Origin of the sequence: Paenibacillus sp. G2S3, from assembly GCF_030123105.1 — a bacterium.
In the GTDB taxonomy this organism is placed as follows: Bacteria; Bacillota; Bacilli; order Paenibacillales; family Paenibacillaceae; genus Paenibacillus_AQ.
In genome coordinates this window covers 506,153-524,495 of sequence record NZ_CP126095.1, presented here as the reverse complement: position 1 = coordinate 524,495, position 18,343 = coordinate 506,153, and the positions used below count along the sequence as shown (strand labels likewise).

13 protein-coding genes are annotated in these 18,343 nt (G+C 45.0%); 1 reads left to right on the top strand and 12 read right to left on the bottom strand.

Features of this window, described 5'->3' with window-relative positions; genetic code table 11:
• Positions 1–70: 70 nt before the first annotated feature.
• Together QNH28_RS02345 and ssuE are read right to left on the bottom strand one after the other, a co-directional pair.
• Complete coding sequence (locus QNH28_RS02345; RefSeq protein WP_283910003.1) at positions 71–733, bottom strand: hypothetical protein; 663 nt, start codon at positions 731–733, stop codon at positions 71–73.
• A gap of 107 nt (positions 734–840) precedes the next feature.
• Positions 841–1,389 (bottom strand): NADPH-dependent FMN reductase, encoded by a 549-nt coding sequence (gene ssuE, locus QNH28_RS02340; protein WP_283910002.1) that lies wholly within the window; start codon positions 1,387–1,389, stop codon positions 841–843.
• Positions 1,390–1,884: 495 nt separating this feature from the next.
• Here ssuE and serS point away from each other — a divergent pair, with 495 nt between their 5' ends.
• Positions 1,885–3,183, top strand: coding sequence for a serine--tRNA ligase (serS, locus tag QNH28_RS02335; RefSeq protein ID WP_283910001.1), 1,299 nt, complete (start codon positions 1,885–1,887; stop codon positions 3,181–3,183).
• Between the two features lie 63 nt (positions 3,184–3,246).
• Here serS and QNH28_RS02330 read toward each other — a convergent pair whose 3' ends face one another.
• The 10 genes from QNH28_RS02330 to QNH28_RS02285 all read right to left on the bottom strand — a co-directional run bounded on the left by QNH28_RS02330 (position 3,247) and on the right by QNH28_RS02285 (position 18,341).
• Positions 3,247–3,885 (bottom strand): histidine phosphatase family protein, encoded by a 639-nt coding sequence (locus tag QNH28_RS02330; RefSeq protein ID WP_283910000.1) that lies wholly within the window; start codon positions 3,883–3,885, stop codon positions 3,247–3,249.
• 38 nt (positions 3,886–3,923) lie between these two features.
• Complete coding sequence (locus QNH28_RS02325; RefSeq protein ID WP_283909999.1) at positions 3,924–4,727, bottom strand: AAC(3) family N-acetyltransferase; 804 nt, start codon at positions 4,725–4,727, stop codon at positions 3,924–3,926.
• Between the two features lie 147 nt (positions 4,728–4,874).
• The gene (locus QNH28_RS02320; protein ID WP_283909998.1) at positions 4,875–6,437 is read right to left on the bottom strand and encodes a response regulator; all 1,563 of its coding nucleotides are present in this window, start codon (positions 6,435–6,437) and stop codon (positions 4,875–4,877) included.
• On the bottom strand, positions 6,434–8,344 hold the full coding sequence (locus tag QNH28_RS02315) for a cache domain-containing sensor histidine kinase (RefSeq protein WP_283909997.1): 1,911 nt from the start codon (positions 8,342–8,344) through the stop codon (positions 6,434–6,436). Before QNH28_RS02315 ends, QNH28_RS02320 begins: the two co-directional genes overlap by 4 nt.
• 117 nt (positions 8,345–8,461) lie before the next feature.
• On the bottom strand, positions 8,462–10,156 hold the full coding sequence (locus QNH28_RS02310) for a type 2 periplasmic-binding domain-containing protein (protein WP_283909996.1): 1,695 nt from the start codon (positions 10,154–10,156) through the stop codon (positions 8,462–8,464).
• A gap of 92 nt (positions 10,157–10,248) precedes the next feature.
• Complete coding sequence (locus QNH28_RS02305) at positions 10,249–11,139, bottom strand: carbohydrate ABC transporter permease (RefSeq protein WP_283909995.1); 891 nt, start codon at positions 11,137–11,139, stop codon at positions 10,249–10,251.
• A 17-nt stretch (positions 11,140–11,156) separates the two neighbouring features.
• Positions 11,157–12,146, bottom strand: a complete 990-nt coding sequence (locus tag QNH28_RS02300) for an ABC transporter permease (protein WP_481858347.1) — start codon at positions 12,144–12,146, stop codon at positions 11,157–11,159.
• A gap of 276 nt (positions 12,147–12,422) precedes the next feature.
• The gene (locus QNH28_RS02295; RefSeq protein ID WP_283909994.1) at positions 12,423–15,650 is read right to left on the bottom strand and encodes a cellobiose phosphorylase; all 3,228 of its coding nucleotides are present in this window, start codon (positions 15,648–15,650) and stop codon (positions 12,423–12,425) included.
• 28 nt (positions 15,651–15,678) lie between these two features.
• The gene (locus QNH28_RS02290) at positions 15,679–17,016 is read right to left on the bottom strand and encodes a glycoside hydrolase family 30 protein (protein WP_283909993.1); all 1,338 of its coding nucleotides are present in this window, start codon (positions 17,014–17,016) and stop codon (positions 15,679–15,681) included.
• A gap of 305 nt (positions 17,017–17,321) precedes the next feature.
• On the bottom strand, positions 17,322–18,341 hold the full coding sequence (locus tag QNH28_RS02285) for a LacI family DNA-binding transcriptional regulator (RefSeq protein ID WP_283909992.1): 1,020 nt from the start codon (positions 18,339–18,341) through the stop codon (positions 17,322–17,324).
• Between the last annotated feature and the right edge of the window lie 2 nt (positions 18,342–18,343).

Below are 18,343 nucleotides of genomic sequence, written 5' to 3'. Positions count from 1 at the left end.
GATCCGTATATAAAAAGAGGCCATTCTCTACTTTCACAGTGAGATGGCCTTTTTGCTATGTCTACAATGTCTACTCCTTGTCGATATCCCCCAGATACCTTGCCAATTCGTTTAGCGCTTGCACAGAAAATGATATTACTTCACTATGCTCTTCCCTCACGAAATGAAATTCTAGATTCGTATTATTCTCCAAGTCGAAGATTAGAATCTGGGCAGAGTTAATCTTTTTTTCCTCCAAAAAATTCAGGATGGATTGTTGCCTTTCACCATTGTCATTACCATCCAGCTGATAAATCTGGATATCTCCCCTCTCATATTTTGAAAGGCTGGGAGATGGCTCCACTTCAAGACCAAAACGGGAGGCAATCTCGGAATCGCTTAACCTTCGCTTTGGATCCATATAAGAAAAAGAGTAATAGAGATCATTTACGGTATGGAGACCTGATAGCTCCTTTCGGATTCCATAAGCCTCTGAACGGTATAACTCGAATGAAAAAGAAGATTCAGAGATATTGTAGACCATCTCAAGAGGGCCTATTGTTGGATCATAGACTGGAAGCTTAAACGGTTTGTCTCCAAATATGGAACCAACGTCATAACTCCATCGTTGATATGCTTCATCTGGTTTGGCATCACTGACCCGATCATCCTGTGGACTGCAAGCTGAAATAACAAGCAATAAATAGGCTATGATAAGAAATAAACGTCCGTTCTTCAATTCTATTCCCCACATCCAAAAATGAAATAGTATGCAAAAAGCGTCCCTTTCCCTGATACCAGGTAGGAAAGAGACGCTTATACGTTTATTATGGAGCACTCCACATCGGAGTGCTGTTTATCTTATGCCTTACGTTCCACACGATGTGTAGTTTCTTCTGCAAGCTCAGCTAACGCATCATTCAGACGTAGCTTCAGCTCCTCAGCAAGCTCTACCACTCCGTGATCATTACGAACCACCTGAGAATCCACAGCATACACTCCACCAAGAATGTAGCGTGCACCGAGTACAGACAACACAGGTTTCAAAGCATAATCAATCGTGAGAAGATGTGCAAGACTGCCACCCATGAAGAGCGGGAGTACGATTTTGCCGGCTAATCCCTTCTGTGGCACTAGATCCAAGAAGGTCTTTAGTACACCTGTATAAGAGGCCTTATAAACAGGGCTAACCACGATTACCGCATCCGCTTCGGCTACAAGACCGTTCGCTTTGACGATAGAATCACTCTCAAACTTGGTATGAATCAAATCTTCCGCTGGCAGCTCTGCAACGTTAATACGCTCAACCTCAAAACCCTGATCCGTTAAGCCTGCCTCCGCATACTCTATAACTGCATTGATGCGCGATACCAAAGAAGGCGTTCCGTTAATCACAACAATTTTAGCCACTTCTCCACCTCTTTCATCCCATTAAGCAGCTCACACTGCAAACATTTATCCCGACAGGAATACTTTAAATTAATATTAATCCTATCGCAGATTAGATATTATTGTCAAACCATAAACGCTTGCGCTCATCCCACTCTTGCGATATACTAAGCAACAATATTAAATCCAAGAATCAGGCCAATGACCGGCATCCAACCGTGAGGCGTCTGCGACCGGAGCCTATAATGACTCCCTAAGTTCACCGGGTTTCGCCCGTTACCGCGAAGACCAAAGAGGGTCGAATTTTTTCCTGTTGTTAAGGAGATTCGATCAACCTGGGTGGCACCGCGAGCTGACGCTCCTCGTCCCATGGATGAGGGCGTTTTTTGCGTTTTTTCAAGCATAAATATCTTCGGCGTCTTATAAGGACGGTAAGTTTTGTGCGAGAAATAGAAGGATAAAGTGAAGTGTGAAACTTACACTTTCTTATCTTTTAAACAAAAAGGAGCGAGCGATATGCTGGAAATGAACTGGATTAAGGATAATCAAGAACTAGTAAGAAACACTGCCACCTGGAAAAGAATCGACTTCCCACTGAATGAATTACTGGATTGGGATGAGAAGCGCCGGGGCCTGCGACAAGAAACAGAACAACTGAGAGCCGAACGTAATGGGCTAACCAAAGAGGTTGAACGATTATTACGGCAGGGTGACCGCCCTGCTGGAGAAATCGTCAAAGCACAGGTACGAGAACTCAATCATCGGCTAAGCCTGCTGGAAACAGATCTGAACGAGGCTGAACGCCGCTGTAGAGAGCTCATGCTGCTCGCACCGAATCCGGTGTCGCAGGATACACCCATCGGCCACGATGATAACGATAATGTAGAACTGCGGTTGAACGGAGCGGTGCCGGAATTCGGCTTTGCGCCTCGTGATCATGTAGAGCTAGGTGAACTCCACGATATCATTGATATTCCCCGTGGCGTCAAAGCAGGCGGTCCTCGCAGCTATGTGCTCAAAGGAGCCGGCCTGATGTTACATCTCGCTGTACAAAGACTGGCCCTAGATGTACTCACTGCACGCGGATTCACCGCGATGGATGTTCCCGTAATTGTCCGACCGGAAGCGCTGGAACGCACTGGTTTCTTCCCTGGAGGGATGGATCAGACGTATGAGTTAAGCGGAGATAATCGCTGGCTCGTAGGCACATCGGAAGTGTCGCTAGTTTCACTGTACAGCGACGAGATTGTGGAGCTAGACACACCCATGCTACTAGCTGGAATGTCGACTTGCTTCCGCCGTGAAGTTGGATCAGCGGGGCGAGATGTGCGCGGACTATACCGTGTACATCAGTTCTCGAAGATCGAACAAGTCGTCTTATGCCGGAATGACGAAGGTGTTTCGAACCATATGCTTCACGAGATCCTCGCGAATGCCGAGCACATTCTCCAGCTATTAGAGCTGCCCTATCGAGTCATGGCCGTCTGCACAGGGGATATGTCCCTGAAGACGCATAAGCAGTATGACATTGAGACTTGGATGCCAAGCAGAGGCGCATACGGTGAGACCCATTCGGCTTCTAATCTTCTTGATTTCCAAGCTCGTCGTTCGGGCATCCGTTATCGGGATGCGGAAGGTCGCTTACAATACTGCCATACCTTAAATAATACCGCAGTGGCTACACCAAGAATTCTGATTCCGCTGCTGGAGAATCACCAGCAAGAGGATGGTTCTATCTATATTCCTCAGGCGCTGCGCAAATATATGGACGGATTAGAGCGGCTTGAGCTTCCACAACAACCGGCAGATAAATAGCAGAAAAAAAAAGACGATTTCCAAGGTGCCGTACGCTCTAAGGAATCGTCTCTTTTTTTAGAATCAACTTTCCATCCCAGCCTCATTCTCTTCATAATGACTTGTATCCCCGTGCAGCAGAATCTCCGGCACGCCCTCCGTAAAATCAATCCTGGATAAGCAGGTTGGATATATGTAAGGCAGATCCCATAGCTTAGGCAACTCTCTGCCCTCAAAATAAGCCATCAAGAGCTTGATCACTACCGTATGCGTTACGATAAGAATCGTCTCCCCCTGATGGGCAGTAAGAATTTCCTGAAGCTTCTCTAGCGCTCTTGTCTGCACCTCTGCAAAGGTCTCGCTACCCTCCACTTTAAACCGGTCGGGTTCCTTCCAGAAATAACGATGCTGGTCTGAATACTGAGCTGCCAGTTCAGCAGAATCTCGGCCTTCCCATACGCCCATGCCAATTTCTTTGAAAGCATCGGAAATCTTCAGCGGAACATCCCGCTCTCCGCGTATAATCTCAGCTGTACGCAGCGCTCTTGGGCTGGAGCTTGCATAAATGACATCAAGATGTTTAGCCTGCATTCCCCGGCTTAACCATTCCGCCTGTTGTACGCCAAGCGTCGTCAGCGCAGAATCCATATGACCTTGCATACGATTCTGCACATTCCATTCTGTCTGTCCATGCCGCGTTAGATATATCGTTGTAGTACTCATCCGTTGCTTCTCCTCCTAATCCCAAATCCAGAGATAGTCTACTTCCTGTTTCGCTCCATCCAGTTCACCGCATAGTCAACAATTTCACGCTGTGGAATCAATTGAGCTGCAGCTGAGGCGATATGACCATTTGTAATGAGCCCTGTCTCTTGCCCGAATTGCTCAGCAAGTTCAACGAAATCGTCAGAGTTCCAATCTAGCTCCTTGAATTCCACCCACTGTCTATGACCATCCACTAGTATAGGTGCCCCGCCAATGACTTCCTTCTTTCCTTCATAGAAGGCCCGGCATTCAGCAAGATGTAATGAAGTATTATTTAGATTCCCTACGCCTAGCAGCAGCACACTTCCCCCCAGATCATAAATACGAGCTAATGGAGAGTCATCCCCCAAACCGTATTCGAGGGAGTGGCCATATATAATCTCATCCCTATGCTTGCCCCAAGCCGCAAATGAATGAATGGGGTGATCGCTGCGCTTTACCTCTTTTTGTCTACGGAAGCAATCCGGAATAACCCCCATTCCCCTCAGTGGGGTCAGGTCTGGATCATAAGCCGGCATCTGCTCACGGATACTCTGCCACCAAGATTCGGGCACCGGCGGGTTACTCCAGCCAGCGGGGTCCGTCAGATCACTAGAATGCGTGGGCATCACAAGTGTACCTGACTCTCCAAGGACCTCCTCAAGCGCCAAAATAACGGCAACCGGGCCACCTGCCACCCATTGGCCTAGTGATTTGAAGGACGAATGCAGTATAATCGTCATCCCCGCCTTTACACCCAGTCGCCGAAAATCCTCTGCCAACGTCTGAACTGTAATCAAATTGCCTTGAATTTCTTCCACCCTTCATTCCTCCAAACTCTCTTGCTGCTAATCCTAGCAACGCTTCTCACTGCCATTATATAGGAGGATCACTTCTAACGACACCCTTAACGCCCATCAAGGTACAGTACAGCAATGATATTTATACTAAAGCTCCTATCCTGCCGTTTACGACAAATCTTTAGACAGCATTTTGGCTCTATAATCCCCTGGAGAGATCCCTTCCAACTCTTTGAATACACGGGCAAATTGTTTACTGTTCTCAAAACCTACTTTCTCCGAAACTTCAGCAAGCTTGCCACAGTCTTTCGCTAGCAGTTCTTTAGCATGGCGGATGCGTACCTTTTTTAAATAAATAACAAAATTCTCACCAGTATATGCCTTGAAGGCTTCGCTAAAATAGGAATAATTCAAAGAAACATGGTTACTAACCATAGCCATATTTAGTGGACGAGCATAGTTCTTTTCAATATAGTTCAGCGCTTCCTCCATGTCAGCATGCTCCGTATGAGCAGAGCGCACCCCTACAATATAATCACTCACACTCAGGAGCAAATTCTCAAGCGCACGATAGTAATCATGGAAATGGCGATAGTTATACATGTTACCAACCGTACGATATAGCTTTAACACCTCAACCGAGGCTTCCCCATACAGCCGAAATACTTCATCCAGTACCTGCTCATTGATACTCTGCCCCACGCTCTCGAGATAAGACAAGTCCATTTCCTTCAAATACTCAGTTTGAAAAATAACAGACAGCAGGCATTTTATTTCCTTCTCACGTTCTGTCCCCAGCATATTAAGCAGCTTACGAAGCTCCTCCTTCGGCAAAGGAAAGTTACGCCGCTTTTGACTGACATCCTCATAATTCAAAAATCCTTCTTGCGGAAATAAAAAAGTATACTGTAGTGCCCGGCATGCTTCCTTGTAACAGGAACGAAGTTCTTCGAGACCTTTTCCCTCACTGCTGATTCCGATCGACAAACCAGTTATCTCTCTGGCTTCAGCTTGACGGGACAGCTCCATGAAGCTCTGTGAACTAGTCCCGATTAATACTAACTTACCTTCCCAGTCGGTTAAAATTTCCGAAAAACACTTCTCAATCGGCCCCATCAGCCGTTCGACCAGACCCTGAACTTCTGTCGCCTTCATCCGAGTCCCATCATTAAAATAGTAATTCAGCACGCCAACTGTAAAAGGAACCTCCAAACCATTTAGCTCCTCTTGCTGCTCGGGCTCCAACTGAACCTCCTGCTGCTGCAGCAGTCCCCGTAAACGGCTGGAGCGTAGCTCTTTGCGAAACTGTTCTGCTTCCCGCTCTATTTTCTTGACGCTGAACTCCTGTTCTTCCTGTTCCTTATGGATATGCAGCAGGATTTCGAACAGCTCATCTCGGCGAATCGGCTTAAGTAAATAATCCTTCACACGATAACGTATGGCACATTTAGCATATTCGAAATCATCATACCCACTTAGGATCACCACTGCTGGTTTTCTCTCGCCCCCTACCTCCACTGATAGCTGCTCCAAAAGCGTAATTCCATCCATCACCGGCATACGAATATCCGTAATAATAATATCTGCACCGTCTGTCTTAAATACCTCGAGCGCCTCTGCGCCGTTGCTCGCCATTACGATCGTATAAGCGGACGGAAATTCCCTTTCGATCATGATCTTCAGGCCTACACGAATATTTTTCTCATCATCAACGATCAGTAATTTCTTCATGGTTGTTTTTCTCCCGTCAAAAGAACTTTCGGCAAGGTCAGACGTACCATGGTCCAACTCCCTGCCTCGCTCTGTACTACAAGCCCGTATTCTTCGCCATAAAAGATTTGCAGACGCTGGTGTACATTTCGCAGTCCTATACCACCTGCTCTCCGGTTTACATCCTTCGGTTCACAAGAGCTGTCGCAATATTCATCCTTTGCATAAATCGCCTCGTTTAAAGCAACCAGACGCTCAGGAGTTAGGCCCATACCATTATCACGAAGCTCTATGAAAATATCACCCTTCGTTTCCGAAATATGAATATGAATGTTCGGGTTCTCTAAATTCTCTTTCTCACCGTTCCAAGCATGCTTAACACTGTTCTCTACAATAGGCTGCAGTGACATTTTCAGCACCTCCAGCTCCAAATATCGAGGTTCAATATGAAGCACAAGCTTAACCGGATACTCAAAACGAATATTCATTACTTCAATGTAATTCTCAATGTGGCGAACCTCATCCCGAAGCTTCACATATTCCCCAGACCATTTGAAATTATAGCGCATCATCCCACCGAGTGAAGTTAGTGCGTCTGATATCGTGCGTTGATTCTCAATTTCAGCAAGCATTTTAATATTTTCAAGCGTGTTATACAAAAAATGTGCATCAATTTGGTTATGCAGCGTGCGCAGCTCGGCCTCTTTGGATAACGCCTGCTTGCTCACAGCCTGAGCGACCAACGTATTAATTGTATTCATTAGCTTAGAGAAATGATGGGCAAGCTCACCGACTTCTCCCCCACCCCGAATCGTAATTCCACTATACGCTTCACCTCTGCGCACGCTTTTCATCGTTTCGGTCAATCTGCGCAGATTTTTCAGGATGAATGCATTCATAATGTAAGCGATCAGTGTTAACAAGACAATGATTCCAATATTAGCACCAATGATAAAATTGCGACTCCGAGAGATATCCCCCATAACTCCATCCATCGACACTACATTTAGCAAATAAGCATCTATGCGATCCAAGGGGGTGTTAATAAATAAGAACGATTTTCCATTCTCTGAATAATCACTGTCCCATTCCCCTGTTGCCCGAAAATTCCTATACCGATCTGCAATAACATTAGCCATTTCCGAATTATCCTGTAAAAAGGAATGGTCCGGCCGAGTAAATAACTGCATTTCGCTATCCACAAGGAACATTTGGGTCTGATTATCCCGGACATCTGTATACGTCTTGGGTGTAAATCGGCTCAGCATCATATCCACCTGCACCATGCCGATATGATTATCTGCTGGACGACTCTTCTCACGCAGCAACGAAACCTTTGGCAGACTCTCTGTCGGTGCTCCCAAGTATCTCTGCATCAAATCCGGGTCACTTTTCTGAAAAGACCAGTATTCCTGCCCCTTCAATTGAAGCGCTTTCTGAAACCATGGAGTGGAAGAAACTCGCTCTTCGCGAAAGATAATCGGCCAAATTTCATGTACCGTATTACTTCTCGAATATAGCCGCAAATGCTCAATATTCGGATTGTTAAATTGAATACGAGTCATATTCACATAGGCATTTGTATTGAAATTAACCAAATCTATTAGTTGTGGCTCCGTTACATTCGCTAGGAATTCTTCCACATCTTCATCAGAATATGCCATCTGCGCAGCACGTTCCATGGCCTCAATTTGATTATAGATATGCAATTTTTCCATTTGCAGCAAATAATCATTTTTCTCCAGGGCATCACGAAGATAAGTATTATTGATCGACTTATAGAAGTAGACAGATACCAACAAACAGGGGCCAAGAATAATAAAAACATAGGCTGCAATTAAACGACTCTGAAGGGATCTTCGACCCCACCAATAACTAAATGAATGCCATGTTGCTCTGGCTCGCTCTCGCCTATTCACTCTATACACTTCTGTCCTGTCCACCTCGCTAAATAGGAATGCTTCACATACTTAACTTTATACCATATTATCGATTAAAAATAACCCAAAAGCCCGCATTTAGCGGGCATTTTGGGTTATGCTTTTTTATTTTACGGACAGCTTCACTTTATTCTCTTCATACTTCTTCTGTTGGTAGGCATCAAATACATCTTCGCCGTCCTTCTTTCTCTTGTCTAAATACTCATTCCAAATCTTGTCGAATTCCGCATCAGAAGAAGCCATAAGCAATTTCGGCATAGTTTTACCGCGTAGTTGTTTCAGCTTAGTAGCGATGATTCCTTCAGGAGAGTTTCCTGTAGGTTCGATTTGTTGGAATACAGAGGAACTAATCGATTTACCTTTAGTCCAATCCTCCAATTGCTTGAATGGTTCTACAGATTTAGGAGCCCATTGATTGGTGATATTCGTATTTTGCATCATCCAGAATGTAAATGAAGAACCGATTTGCTTATCAAACGCCGAGCGATCTTTGTTCATCAGATCGAATACTTCTGGTTTAAATTGATCTTTTCCATCAATAGTGTCGTAACTGACACCTTTTTCGCCCAAGAATAAGTCTTTATTACCTTCTTCACTGTTCAAATAACTCAGGAAGCGGATAGCACGTGCTTTATCCTTAACATCTTTGGAGATCAATGTTACCGTCCAACCGGAGATACCAGGGCCATCAAGGGTTGGTTTATCTAGGTTTGTATTGGAAGGACCATCAACAGCGATATAAGTTTTGGTTGGATCCTGTTGGTAAATCGTTCCTAACTGTGCTGCAAAGTCTGTACGTTGATACAGCATTGCGAAATAACGACCTTGTGCAATTTTTTCTTCCATTTGTGGACGTTTGTCGATAAAGATATCTTTAGCCAGCAAACCATCTTGATTGGCTTGACGAAGAGCCTTCATCCAGCGGATATATTCTGGGTCGGTTTCACGAGCGTATACCTTGCCATCTTTTTCTCTCGGGATTGCCAAGAAGTTCTGCAGGTAGCCTTCCAAAGAATCGTTGCCGTTCTCAGTAAACTCATGCAGACCGAGTGGAATAAGCGGTTGACCGTTCACTTCTGGGAATTTCTCTTTGGCTAATTTAAGCGCATTCAAGAAACCTTCTGGTGTACGCATATCCGGACTTCCAATAGCTTCATACATATCTTTACGGACCGCAAATACTTGGTTGGATACGTATTCATCTCCATATTTCTCGTAATCTGCAGGTGAGGAAGAAGAGTTAGGATAGCCATATACATTACCATCATCCTGAGTGTACCAACCGAGCTTGTCAGGATCGGATACTTTAAAGAAGTATGGATCGTATTCTTCAGCAATCTTATTCAATGGAAGAACAAGTTCACCTTCGACCATTTTCTTAATCGCATCTTCCCAGAAGCCCAAAGTGATGAAGTCAGGCAATTTACCGGAGGCAATCAAAGTGTTAAGCTTCTCATTCTCGTTACCAGCAGGAACGATGAAGTTAATATCAACCCCGGTCTTCTTTGTTACATATTGGGAGGTTGGGTCCACGCCCCATTTATTAGGGAACCATGAGAAATTCAGGTACCAGTCAAACGTAATCGGTGAAGTATCAATTTTCCAGCCAGGTTCATCTGCCGATAATGCAGCAGCAGTCGGTTCTGCACTTGCCCCCGTATTAGTAGCCTTAGCGCTGTTAGCATTGCCTTCGGCATTCTTGCCAGCATTATTCCCGCTGGAGCAGCCTGCGGCTGACAAGGTCATCATTATTGCGAGAAGCAGAACTCCCATTGTTTTTGGCTTACGTTTCATGCCCATGCTTGTTTACCCCTTTTCTATGAAAGTTAATTATAAGCTCAACCCCAGTGCCTACAGCTGTAAGCATCTGGAGGAGTTACCTTTGTTTCTGATCAGCCCTTAATCGAACCGATCATCATACCTTTAACGAAATAACGCTGCAGGAACGGATATACGAATACTATCGGCAGTGTGGTCACTACCATCGTCGCCAGCTTAATGGACTGTGACGTTACGCTTCTCGTAACGCTGCTGCCCTGTACAGCAACCATCATTTGACTAGAGCTCGATTGTGCTACGACTCGAAATAAATAGGTCTGAATCGGCTGTAAATCTGTGTTATTGATATAGATCATACCGGTAAAGTAATCATTCCATTGATACACGCCGTGGAATAGCGCAATGGTAGCAATTACAGGCATGGATACTGGAAGTACAATTCTTAAAAAGATAGACCAATCATTAGCACCGTCAATCCGTGCCGCTTCTTCAAGTCCTTCGGGGATCTCCCGGAAAAAGGTCATGAAGATAATGAGATCAAAAAAACTGAACATTACCGGAATAATATAGACTAGGAAATTCTCCAATAAGTGAAGATCCTTCATCAGCAGAAAAGTAGGAATGAGTCCCCCGCCAAAAAAGAGAGTCACTGTACCCATAAGCATGTAGAACTTACCGCCAATAAGGTTTTTACGGGAGAATGCATAAGCTACCATCGCTGTGAAAAATACGTGTAGCACTGTCCCCAAGACTGTTTTAGCAACAGTGATCCACATCGCCTGCATAATACCGGGACTGGCAAAAACGGCCTCGAAATTCTCAAAGCTGAACACCCGCGGCCACCAGTAGATCCCTCCCCGCATGGCATCACTACCGTTATTGAAGGCGTTAACCAATACGTACCAGATCGGGTATAGCGTTATGAAGCAGATACACAGCATGATAATGTTATTGATGATATCGAATAGGGCCTCGCCCTTCGTTTTACGCTTAAGTGCAAACATATATGGTCCTCCTTATCCTAGAACAACGATGTATCGTTGATTTTTTTAGATACTTGGTTGGCAATCAACAGCAAAATTAGAGCGATAACCGATTTTAACAATCCAACTGCTGTTGAGTAAGAGAATCGGCCCGATAGAATCCCTGTATAATAAACATAGTAATCAATTACATTACTTGCACTATCATTTAATGAGTTGCGCAGGACCAGAATCTGATCAAAGTTGGAGTTCAGCACTCCGCTGACTGCGAGAATAAAGAGAATGCTGATTGTCGATTTAATCGCCGGCAAGGTAACATACCACATCTTCTGAAATCTACCAGCGCCGTCGATCGTCGCTGCCTCATACATTTCAGGAGAAACACCGGAGATTGCTGCTAAATAAATAATTGCTGACCATCCAAGTTCTTTCCAGATATCAGAGGAGATAATAATCGTCCAAAAGTAACTGGGCTCAGCCAAGTATGTAATTGGCTGATCGATGAGATGAAGCGCTAGCAAAATATTATTGATAATCCCAACATCCGCGAGCCATGTAGCCAAGATCCCCCCGAGTACCACCCATGAGAGAAAGTGGGGTAAATACGAAATCGTCTGAATGCTTTTCTTGAATCTTATCGAACGAACCTCGTTGAGGAATAGAGCAAATATAATTGGGAGCGGAAACCCGATGATTAACTTAAACAAGCTAATACCGAGTGTATTTTTAATTACATTCGATAGATTATCATCATCCAGAAATTCTTTGAAATGCTTCAGTCCCGCCCATGGGGCTTCAGCAATCGTTTTGACGATGTTGTAATCTTTAAAAGCAATGATGATTCCATACATCGGAATGTAGTTGAAGATAATCATCCACGCAATGCCCAATAGAGCCATTGTCTGCAAATGACGCTGGGCAATGAGCCTCTTCCAAAGCGGGCTTCGATTAACTTTACCGGTTTCGAAATTGCCAGGAATTAACGGCTTCATCGCTGGGCTTACTTCCATACTGTTCTTTTTCTCCATCCTATGGACCTCCAGGCTATTATATCTGTATTTATATTCTAAAGCGCTTACAATATTTATATATTCATTGTATTTGCTTTTGCCTGTCTCCGTAAGGCATCGAATTTCGGATTATAGGTTCCATTTTTCGGTTTCAAGCTAAAACGCTTTCGGTGCCCTTTAAGGACGGTAAGCGTTTATGCGAGAAATATAAGGATGATGTATAACGTAAAACTTATACTTTCTTATATTTGGAGCAAAAGATAAGGGAGGGCCTAGGCCCTCCCCCCTCTAGTGTTATGCCATTATTGCTCGAATTTGCTTGATCTCTCCACGCCGCAGAGCCTCCGCCTCTTCACCACGAACGAGTGCTCCAGAAATTTCGGTCACCGTTCCATCGTGATAGAAGAGCGTCATGCTCTGAATAACAGCCTTCTTCTCACCAAACGTATTCTCACATTGTGGGTTCGAATACGTTACTTCCGTGCCACCTAGGAATTTGAAAGATAGATTGCCTTGTTCATCAAATAGCCAGCCTGGTAGAACCGGATCCAAAGATAACGTAAGCTGTCCATCTTCTACTCTGAAAACATGGCTTCCGGCCATCATCGTTCTCCACATACTCAGGAATTCAGCAGTCGATCCACTTAGTCTTGCTACGAACCCTCTACCGTGATTATTAGGATCAGGATTGCCTCCAGTCGCAATAAAGGATGAATTTTCAAGCGTGCTGCGTCCATAGACAGCCGGATCCAGGAACGGAACTAGAGAGGTCTTCAGCTCGCCGTAGAATTCCTCGTATAGCCCGCCCTTCAGCAGCTCAAGCAAATACTTGTAGGACATATGCAAGAAGTTAGACTCCCGCTCTAGCCAGCCTGGCGTAAAGGCTCTCATTCGTCCGATCTCATGAGACTCTCCCTCTAGACTAACCGAGGTTTGATACATAGACGTAGTCGGATCATATAGCTCTGTTTGCTTAATCAAATTATAGATTTCTTTGGCTTGCACCGGATCCTTCAGTGTCTTCAACCAACGAGTAGGTCCCTCAAGGAAATATGGCAATGCAAATACCTCAAACTCCTCTACCACAGCTTTTGGGAGGCCGTATCCGCTAAGTACCGGTTGACCTTCAGCGTCTGTCACCTGCTGGAATTTCTTCGCCTCAAAGCGGAAATAGGTTGGGGTAAGCCCATTACCGAGCTTTACCGCCTTGTTGATCCCCTCATCGATTTTGACCAAGAACTTGGAAAGGGCCTCACGAATGTATTCTAAGTTTACTTCAGACTCAACCCCAGTAATACCAAAACGGATACGTGCTCTATAGGCCTCACGCGCTGAAGCTACAGTGTCCCAATAATTAAATTGTTCCAAATCTCCCGAAAGAACAGCTGTTACCGCTCGATATACCTCTTCAAGCAGCTGAGCAATTTCTTCTGGCAGATCTACAGCTCCTTGGACGTTCTCTTTGTCGTTCAGAGCATCTAACAAAAAGACTACGGTACGTTTCAGCTCAAAAGTCTCACTCATTCCGGAGCCGAACAATCCTGGCAGTCCATTCATAGCATCGTTCCAGCCCGGCTTATTGCCTTCCATCTCTACACCCATACCGAAAGGGTCAAGTGTAGCAAATTTATTCAAGGCAAGGGACAACATCTTCACGAACAAATTGGTGTGGTAAATGGCGCCGTGACCGCCTTCAGTACGCAGCCAATGTGTATCTCCAGCTTTCCATTTCAGCTTGTGCAGCTTCTCCTCATCCTCAAGGAGTGCACCATATTGCCGAGCCTTTCCGTCACTGATTACATATTTCTCACTTCGTGGCAGCACATACGCTGGGCTGTCATAGAACGCATAAGTGTTATCCCCAAATAGAAGCTCCTGCTTTTTGTCAGGGAAGATATCTAAATAACCTACTACCAGATCCATATTATATGTCCAGTGATCCGACCAGAAGCCTTCGCCAAAAGCAGCTTCAATGTTTTGCTGTGACAGGGCTAGTAGTCCCGACAAAAATTGTTGCTCGCTTACCTTCAAGGTAACATTATGATCCGCAATATAGTTCACTAGGCTACCTGGTGTGAATCGACTGCTACACAGCTTTACAAGCTCAGCTTGATGATCTGCCGCAGCTTCTCCGATCCACTCCGCAGCTTGCGCCTTACTATCCGGTTTCACTTCAAAGGTTGTTCCTTGCACACTCAGTGGGTTGTAACCGTCCGCCTGAATCAAGCTATAGAACATTTTGATGTTGAAGCTACCCACCTTCGGATTAAAAAACACATCATTCCGACGATTCTGATTCATATCACGGAAGTTTCCGTTCCCCTGTGAATAATATTCTGGGGCGAGTGAGAAGAAATTGTAGTCACGCTCCAAGTCACCGTGCTTACGCGAGTATAAGTGAACTACAAAGCCATCACCACCATTGTCAAAGACAAAAGGATAGCCTCCACGCAGGAAGTTATCGAGATAGGATTGACGGCAATACGCATCAAACACAGCCGATGAAGTGTGAGTAGCAATGTCTTCCGTCAACGCTTCAGTCAGACCAGCGGCCTCTTGAGATTTAGACAAGATATATTCATCGCGGCATAGCTGCTCCGCCTTCTTATTGATTTTATCGATGTCATTTACATGTCCAACCAGAGTGTTCAAGATCAAACTGCTACCCGGCGCCAAACGTCTTGCCACTCCACTAAAACCGCACGGAACCTTGTTGACCGGATATTGTGGAAGCTCGCCCAGTTCTGACAGGGTTAATCCTGCAAAGCGGTCTGGGTAAGTAAGCGAGGTGTTGCCACCAAAGACAAGCTCGAAATCTACGATGGGTGAGACTTTTTCTCCTTCACCAGTGAACGACAGGTAGAAATGGCCATTCGTGATTTCGCTAACCTGTGCATCATCATTGGTACTGGAACGAAGCTTATAGAACGGAATGCCATTCTCTAGGTTGTATACGTCCATCCAGCTGCGTAGCAGATTCCCTATTTCCTTATATCCACTGTTCTCTACGCCGTAAGGCAAGATTTCAGGCAGACCATCCATCAACTCCAGCTCGATCTCTTTACCGCCGATGTTCTCAATCTCTACCCGACGTACTAACGCTGCATAATCGTCATTAGGCAGATTGAAATAGTGTACGGTCGTCTTCAGACCATGCCCGGCATGGCTTTCTTCAATGGTAAGTCCGTTAGGTAAAATAGTCATGATTCGCTTAGCAGCAGAATCCGGACGTGCAGATTGAAACGGTTCATAAATCTCTTGCTCGCCTTTAATTTTGATAAAGGTTCTGAACCCGGTCATCCCTACGTTTTTATAAGAGATATTTGCGGGGGAGAACTCCATGATCGGTGAGTTCTTATCGCGTACCCCGAAGCTGCAAATGGCCTGACCCCGGTTCACATAAAAAGTCCACATCGGAATTCCCTTCAGTCCGGCAAGACCCGGTAGAAAACTGGAAAAAGGCTTTCCTTCGTCAAATTGCTCCATTACAAATCTACCTGATTCGAAATAATAATTGCTCATATTTATGTCCTCCTAAGTTGTAGATTATTTATGAAATCAAATGCGTTACGATGGAATGAGGCGCTAGCTCGCAGCTCGCAATCTCTTCGCCTAGACCTAGCGTTACACTGTGTACATCTTCACTTTCATTCATCAGCACAACAGCAATGCTACCGTCAGGATTACGGAATGCTGTGGTCAGGATACCTTCCGCTTCAGACGTAAATCCGATCCGTACCGCACCTGGTGTAATGAATTTACTGAAATGCCCAATGTAATAATAGGAGCTGTTATAGTGCACTTCATCCGTTGTCGTATCTGCAATAATCGGCGCATCGCAGAGATTGCCTACATGGTTGGGACCTCCAGTCTCATCCAGTACCAGGTTCCAGTCCAGATATCCTTCTGTCCACGCATTGAGATCTCCAATCATGTTTCTGCCATAACGTTCGCCAGTAAACCATTCCCCCAGCTTAACACCGCCCTCTTGGCAGCCCTCTGTGAACAACAGATGCTTGTCAGGAAATAAATCATGCACCTTTTCTACCTTGTCGAACTCCTCGCCTCCGTACCAGTGAATACCTGTACCCCACACATACTTTGCTGCGTCAGGATCAGATAATACGGCCGAAGCACGCTCGACCATAATATCGCGGTTATGATCCCAGATTACAATGTTCACATCTGAATGGCCGGTTTGATGCATTACCGGTCCAAGATGATTTTTAACAAAATCCCGCTCCTCTTCCGCACTATAAATACATGAATCCCAGACCTGAACGGCAGCCGGCTCATTTTGTACGGAAACCGCCCAAATCGGTACTCCCTCTTTTCCATAAGCTTCAATGAACTTCGTATAGTAGCGTGCCCAAACTTCTGCGTATTCCGGTTTCAATGAGCCACCGTTATTCATTTCTCCATTTGTTTTCATCCATGCCGGAGGGCTCCAAGGAGAAGCCAGCATTGTGAATGCACCGCCTCTTACTTCCATGGCGTCTTTTATCAGCGGAAGTACCCACTTATGATCATGAGAGATATCAAAAGTAGCTAGCTCTATATCATGATCAGCAACATAGGTATAATTTCCGAGGGCAAAATCACAGCTGTGAATATGAACACGCCCCATGCTATAGCCTAATCCCTCTACAGGATGGAAGTACCGATGAATAACCTCTGCTCGTTTCTCGGAGCTCAGGCGTGATAACGTATAAGCTGCAGCTTCAGTGAAAGCGCCGCCAAATCCAATCAACTTTTGAAACTCCTGCTCTGGCTTAAGCTCCACATCAGCAGACCCAGATCCTACTCTTGCGCTAAAAACAATTGCATCTTTCGGAGTTAAGCGTTCCCCTGTATCTTTTGCAGTTACTACAGTTTGAACCTTTGTCATTTCATCCATCTCCTCTGAATTGTTTTCTTACCAAAGCACTAGTCTTTACTGGATCATCTTCCGATGTTGTAAATTCGGAGCAATGAGCCATCCATTCGAAACAATCGAAACCGGTTTCGATTGTTTCGAAAAAAAATGATCTTCCAAATCAATTGAAAGAGCATTTATAACAATACGTCGATTATAGCTCCATCTCACTTAATAAGATGTGCCAAATACCACTATCTCATCTTATAAGAACAATTGAAAGCTATACTGTCTTTTACTTTAGCAGGACTCTTTTCAGTTCGTCAAGATTTATCAGACTAATTTCCGCTAATCGGAGGTGCACAGGATTCCCGTTCAACCACTTCTACCGGAATTAAAATCGCTTCCTTATCTAACACCTTGCCTTCAATTGTAGTTAATAGAATGTCTGCCGCTCTACTTCCAAGAAGTTCCGTATCCTGACGCACCGTTGTCAATGCAGGTGAAACATACTCGGCAAGATCGATGTCATCGTACCCCATAACTGAAATATCCATTGGTACGGAAAGTCCACTATCTTTAGCAGCCATAATAGCCCCTAAGGCTAGCAAGTCACCAGAAGCAAAGATGGCGGTTGGACGTTCAGGGAGCTTAAGAAGCTCAAGCATCGCGTTATAGCCGCTTTCTCGAGAATAAAAGGCTCCGTCTACAACATAGGACTTGGGTACTTTAAACCCTCGCTGCTTCATAGCGGTCTTGTAACCCAGCTCCCGCATTTTACCTGGAAATGTGTTCATGCCTCCGGATATATGGGCAATCTTGCGATGCCCCAAAGAAGCTAGGTACTCCACTGCCAGCTCTGCCCCAGCTGTATTATCCGAACATACCGTATGCGTCTCAGAAGTCTCAAAATCAATAATAACCGTTGGAATATCACTCTCAAGCAGTTCACGGAAGTACGGATCCTCATAATCGGACAAGAAGACAACAACGCCGTCTACGCCACGAATCCTGCAATTCTCTAAATAACCGCTTTGCTTACCACCGACATCTTTGGAGATAAACATGAGGGCATAACCCTTTTCAACAGCAACCTTCTTAAAGCTCTCGATCACAGCACTAAAAAAAGGATGGCGAATACCAAATCCTGTATTCTCTACGAACAGCACGCCGATGGTCCATGATTTCTTAGTAGTCAGTGTACGGGCATGTGAATTCGGCAAATATCCCATTTCTTGGGCAACCCGAAATATTTCCTGGCGAGTCTTCTCCCGTACATCGGAATAATTATTAAACGCCTTAGAAACCGTTGTTGGAGAGTAACCGGTTCTTTTGGCAATATCGTATATCGTTGTCAATT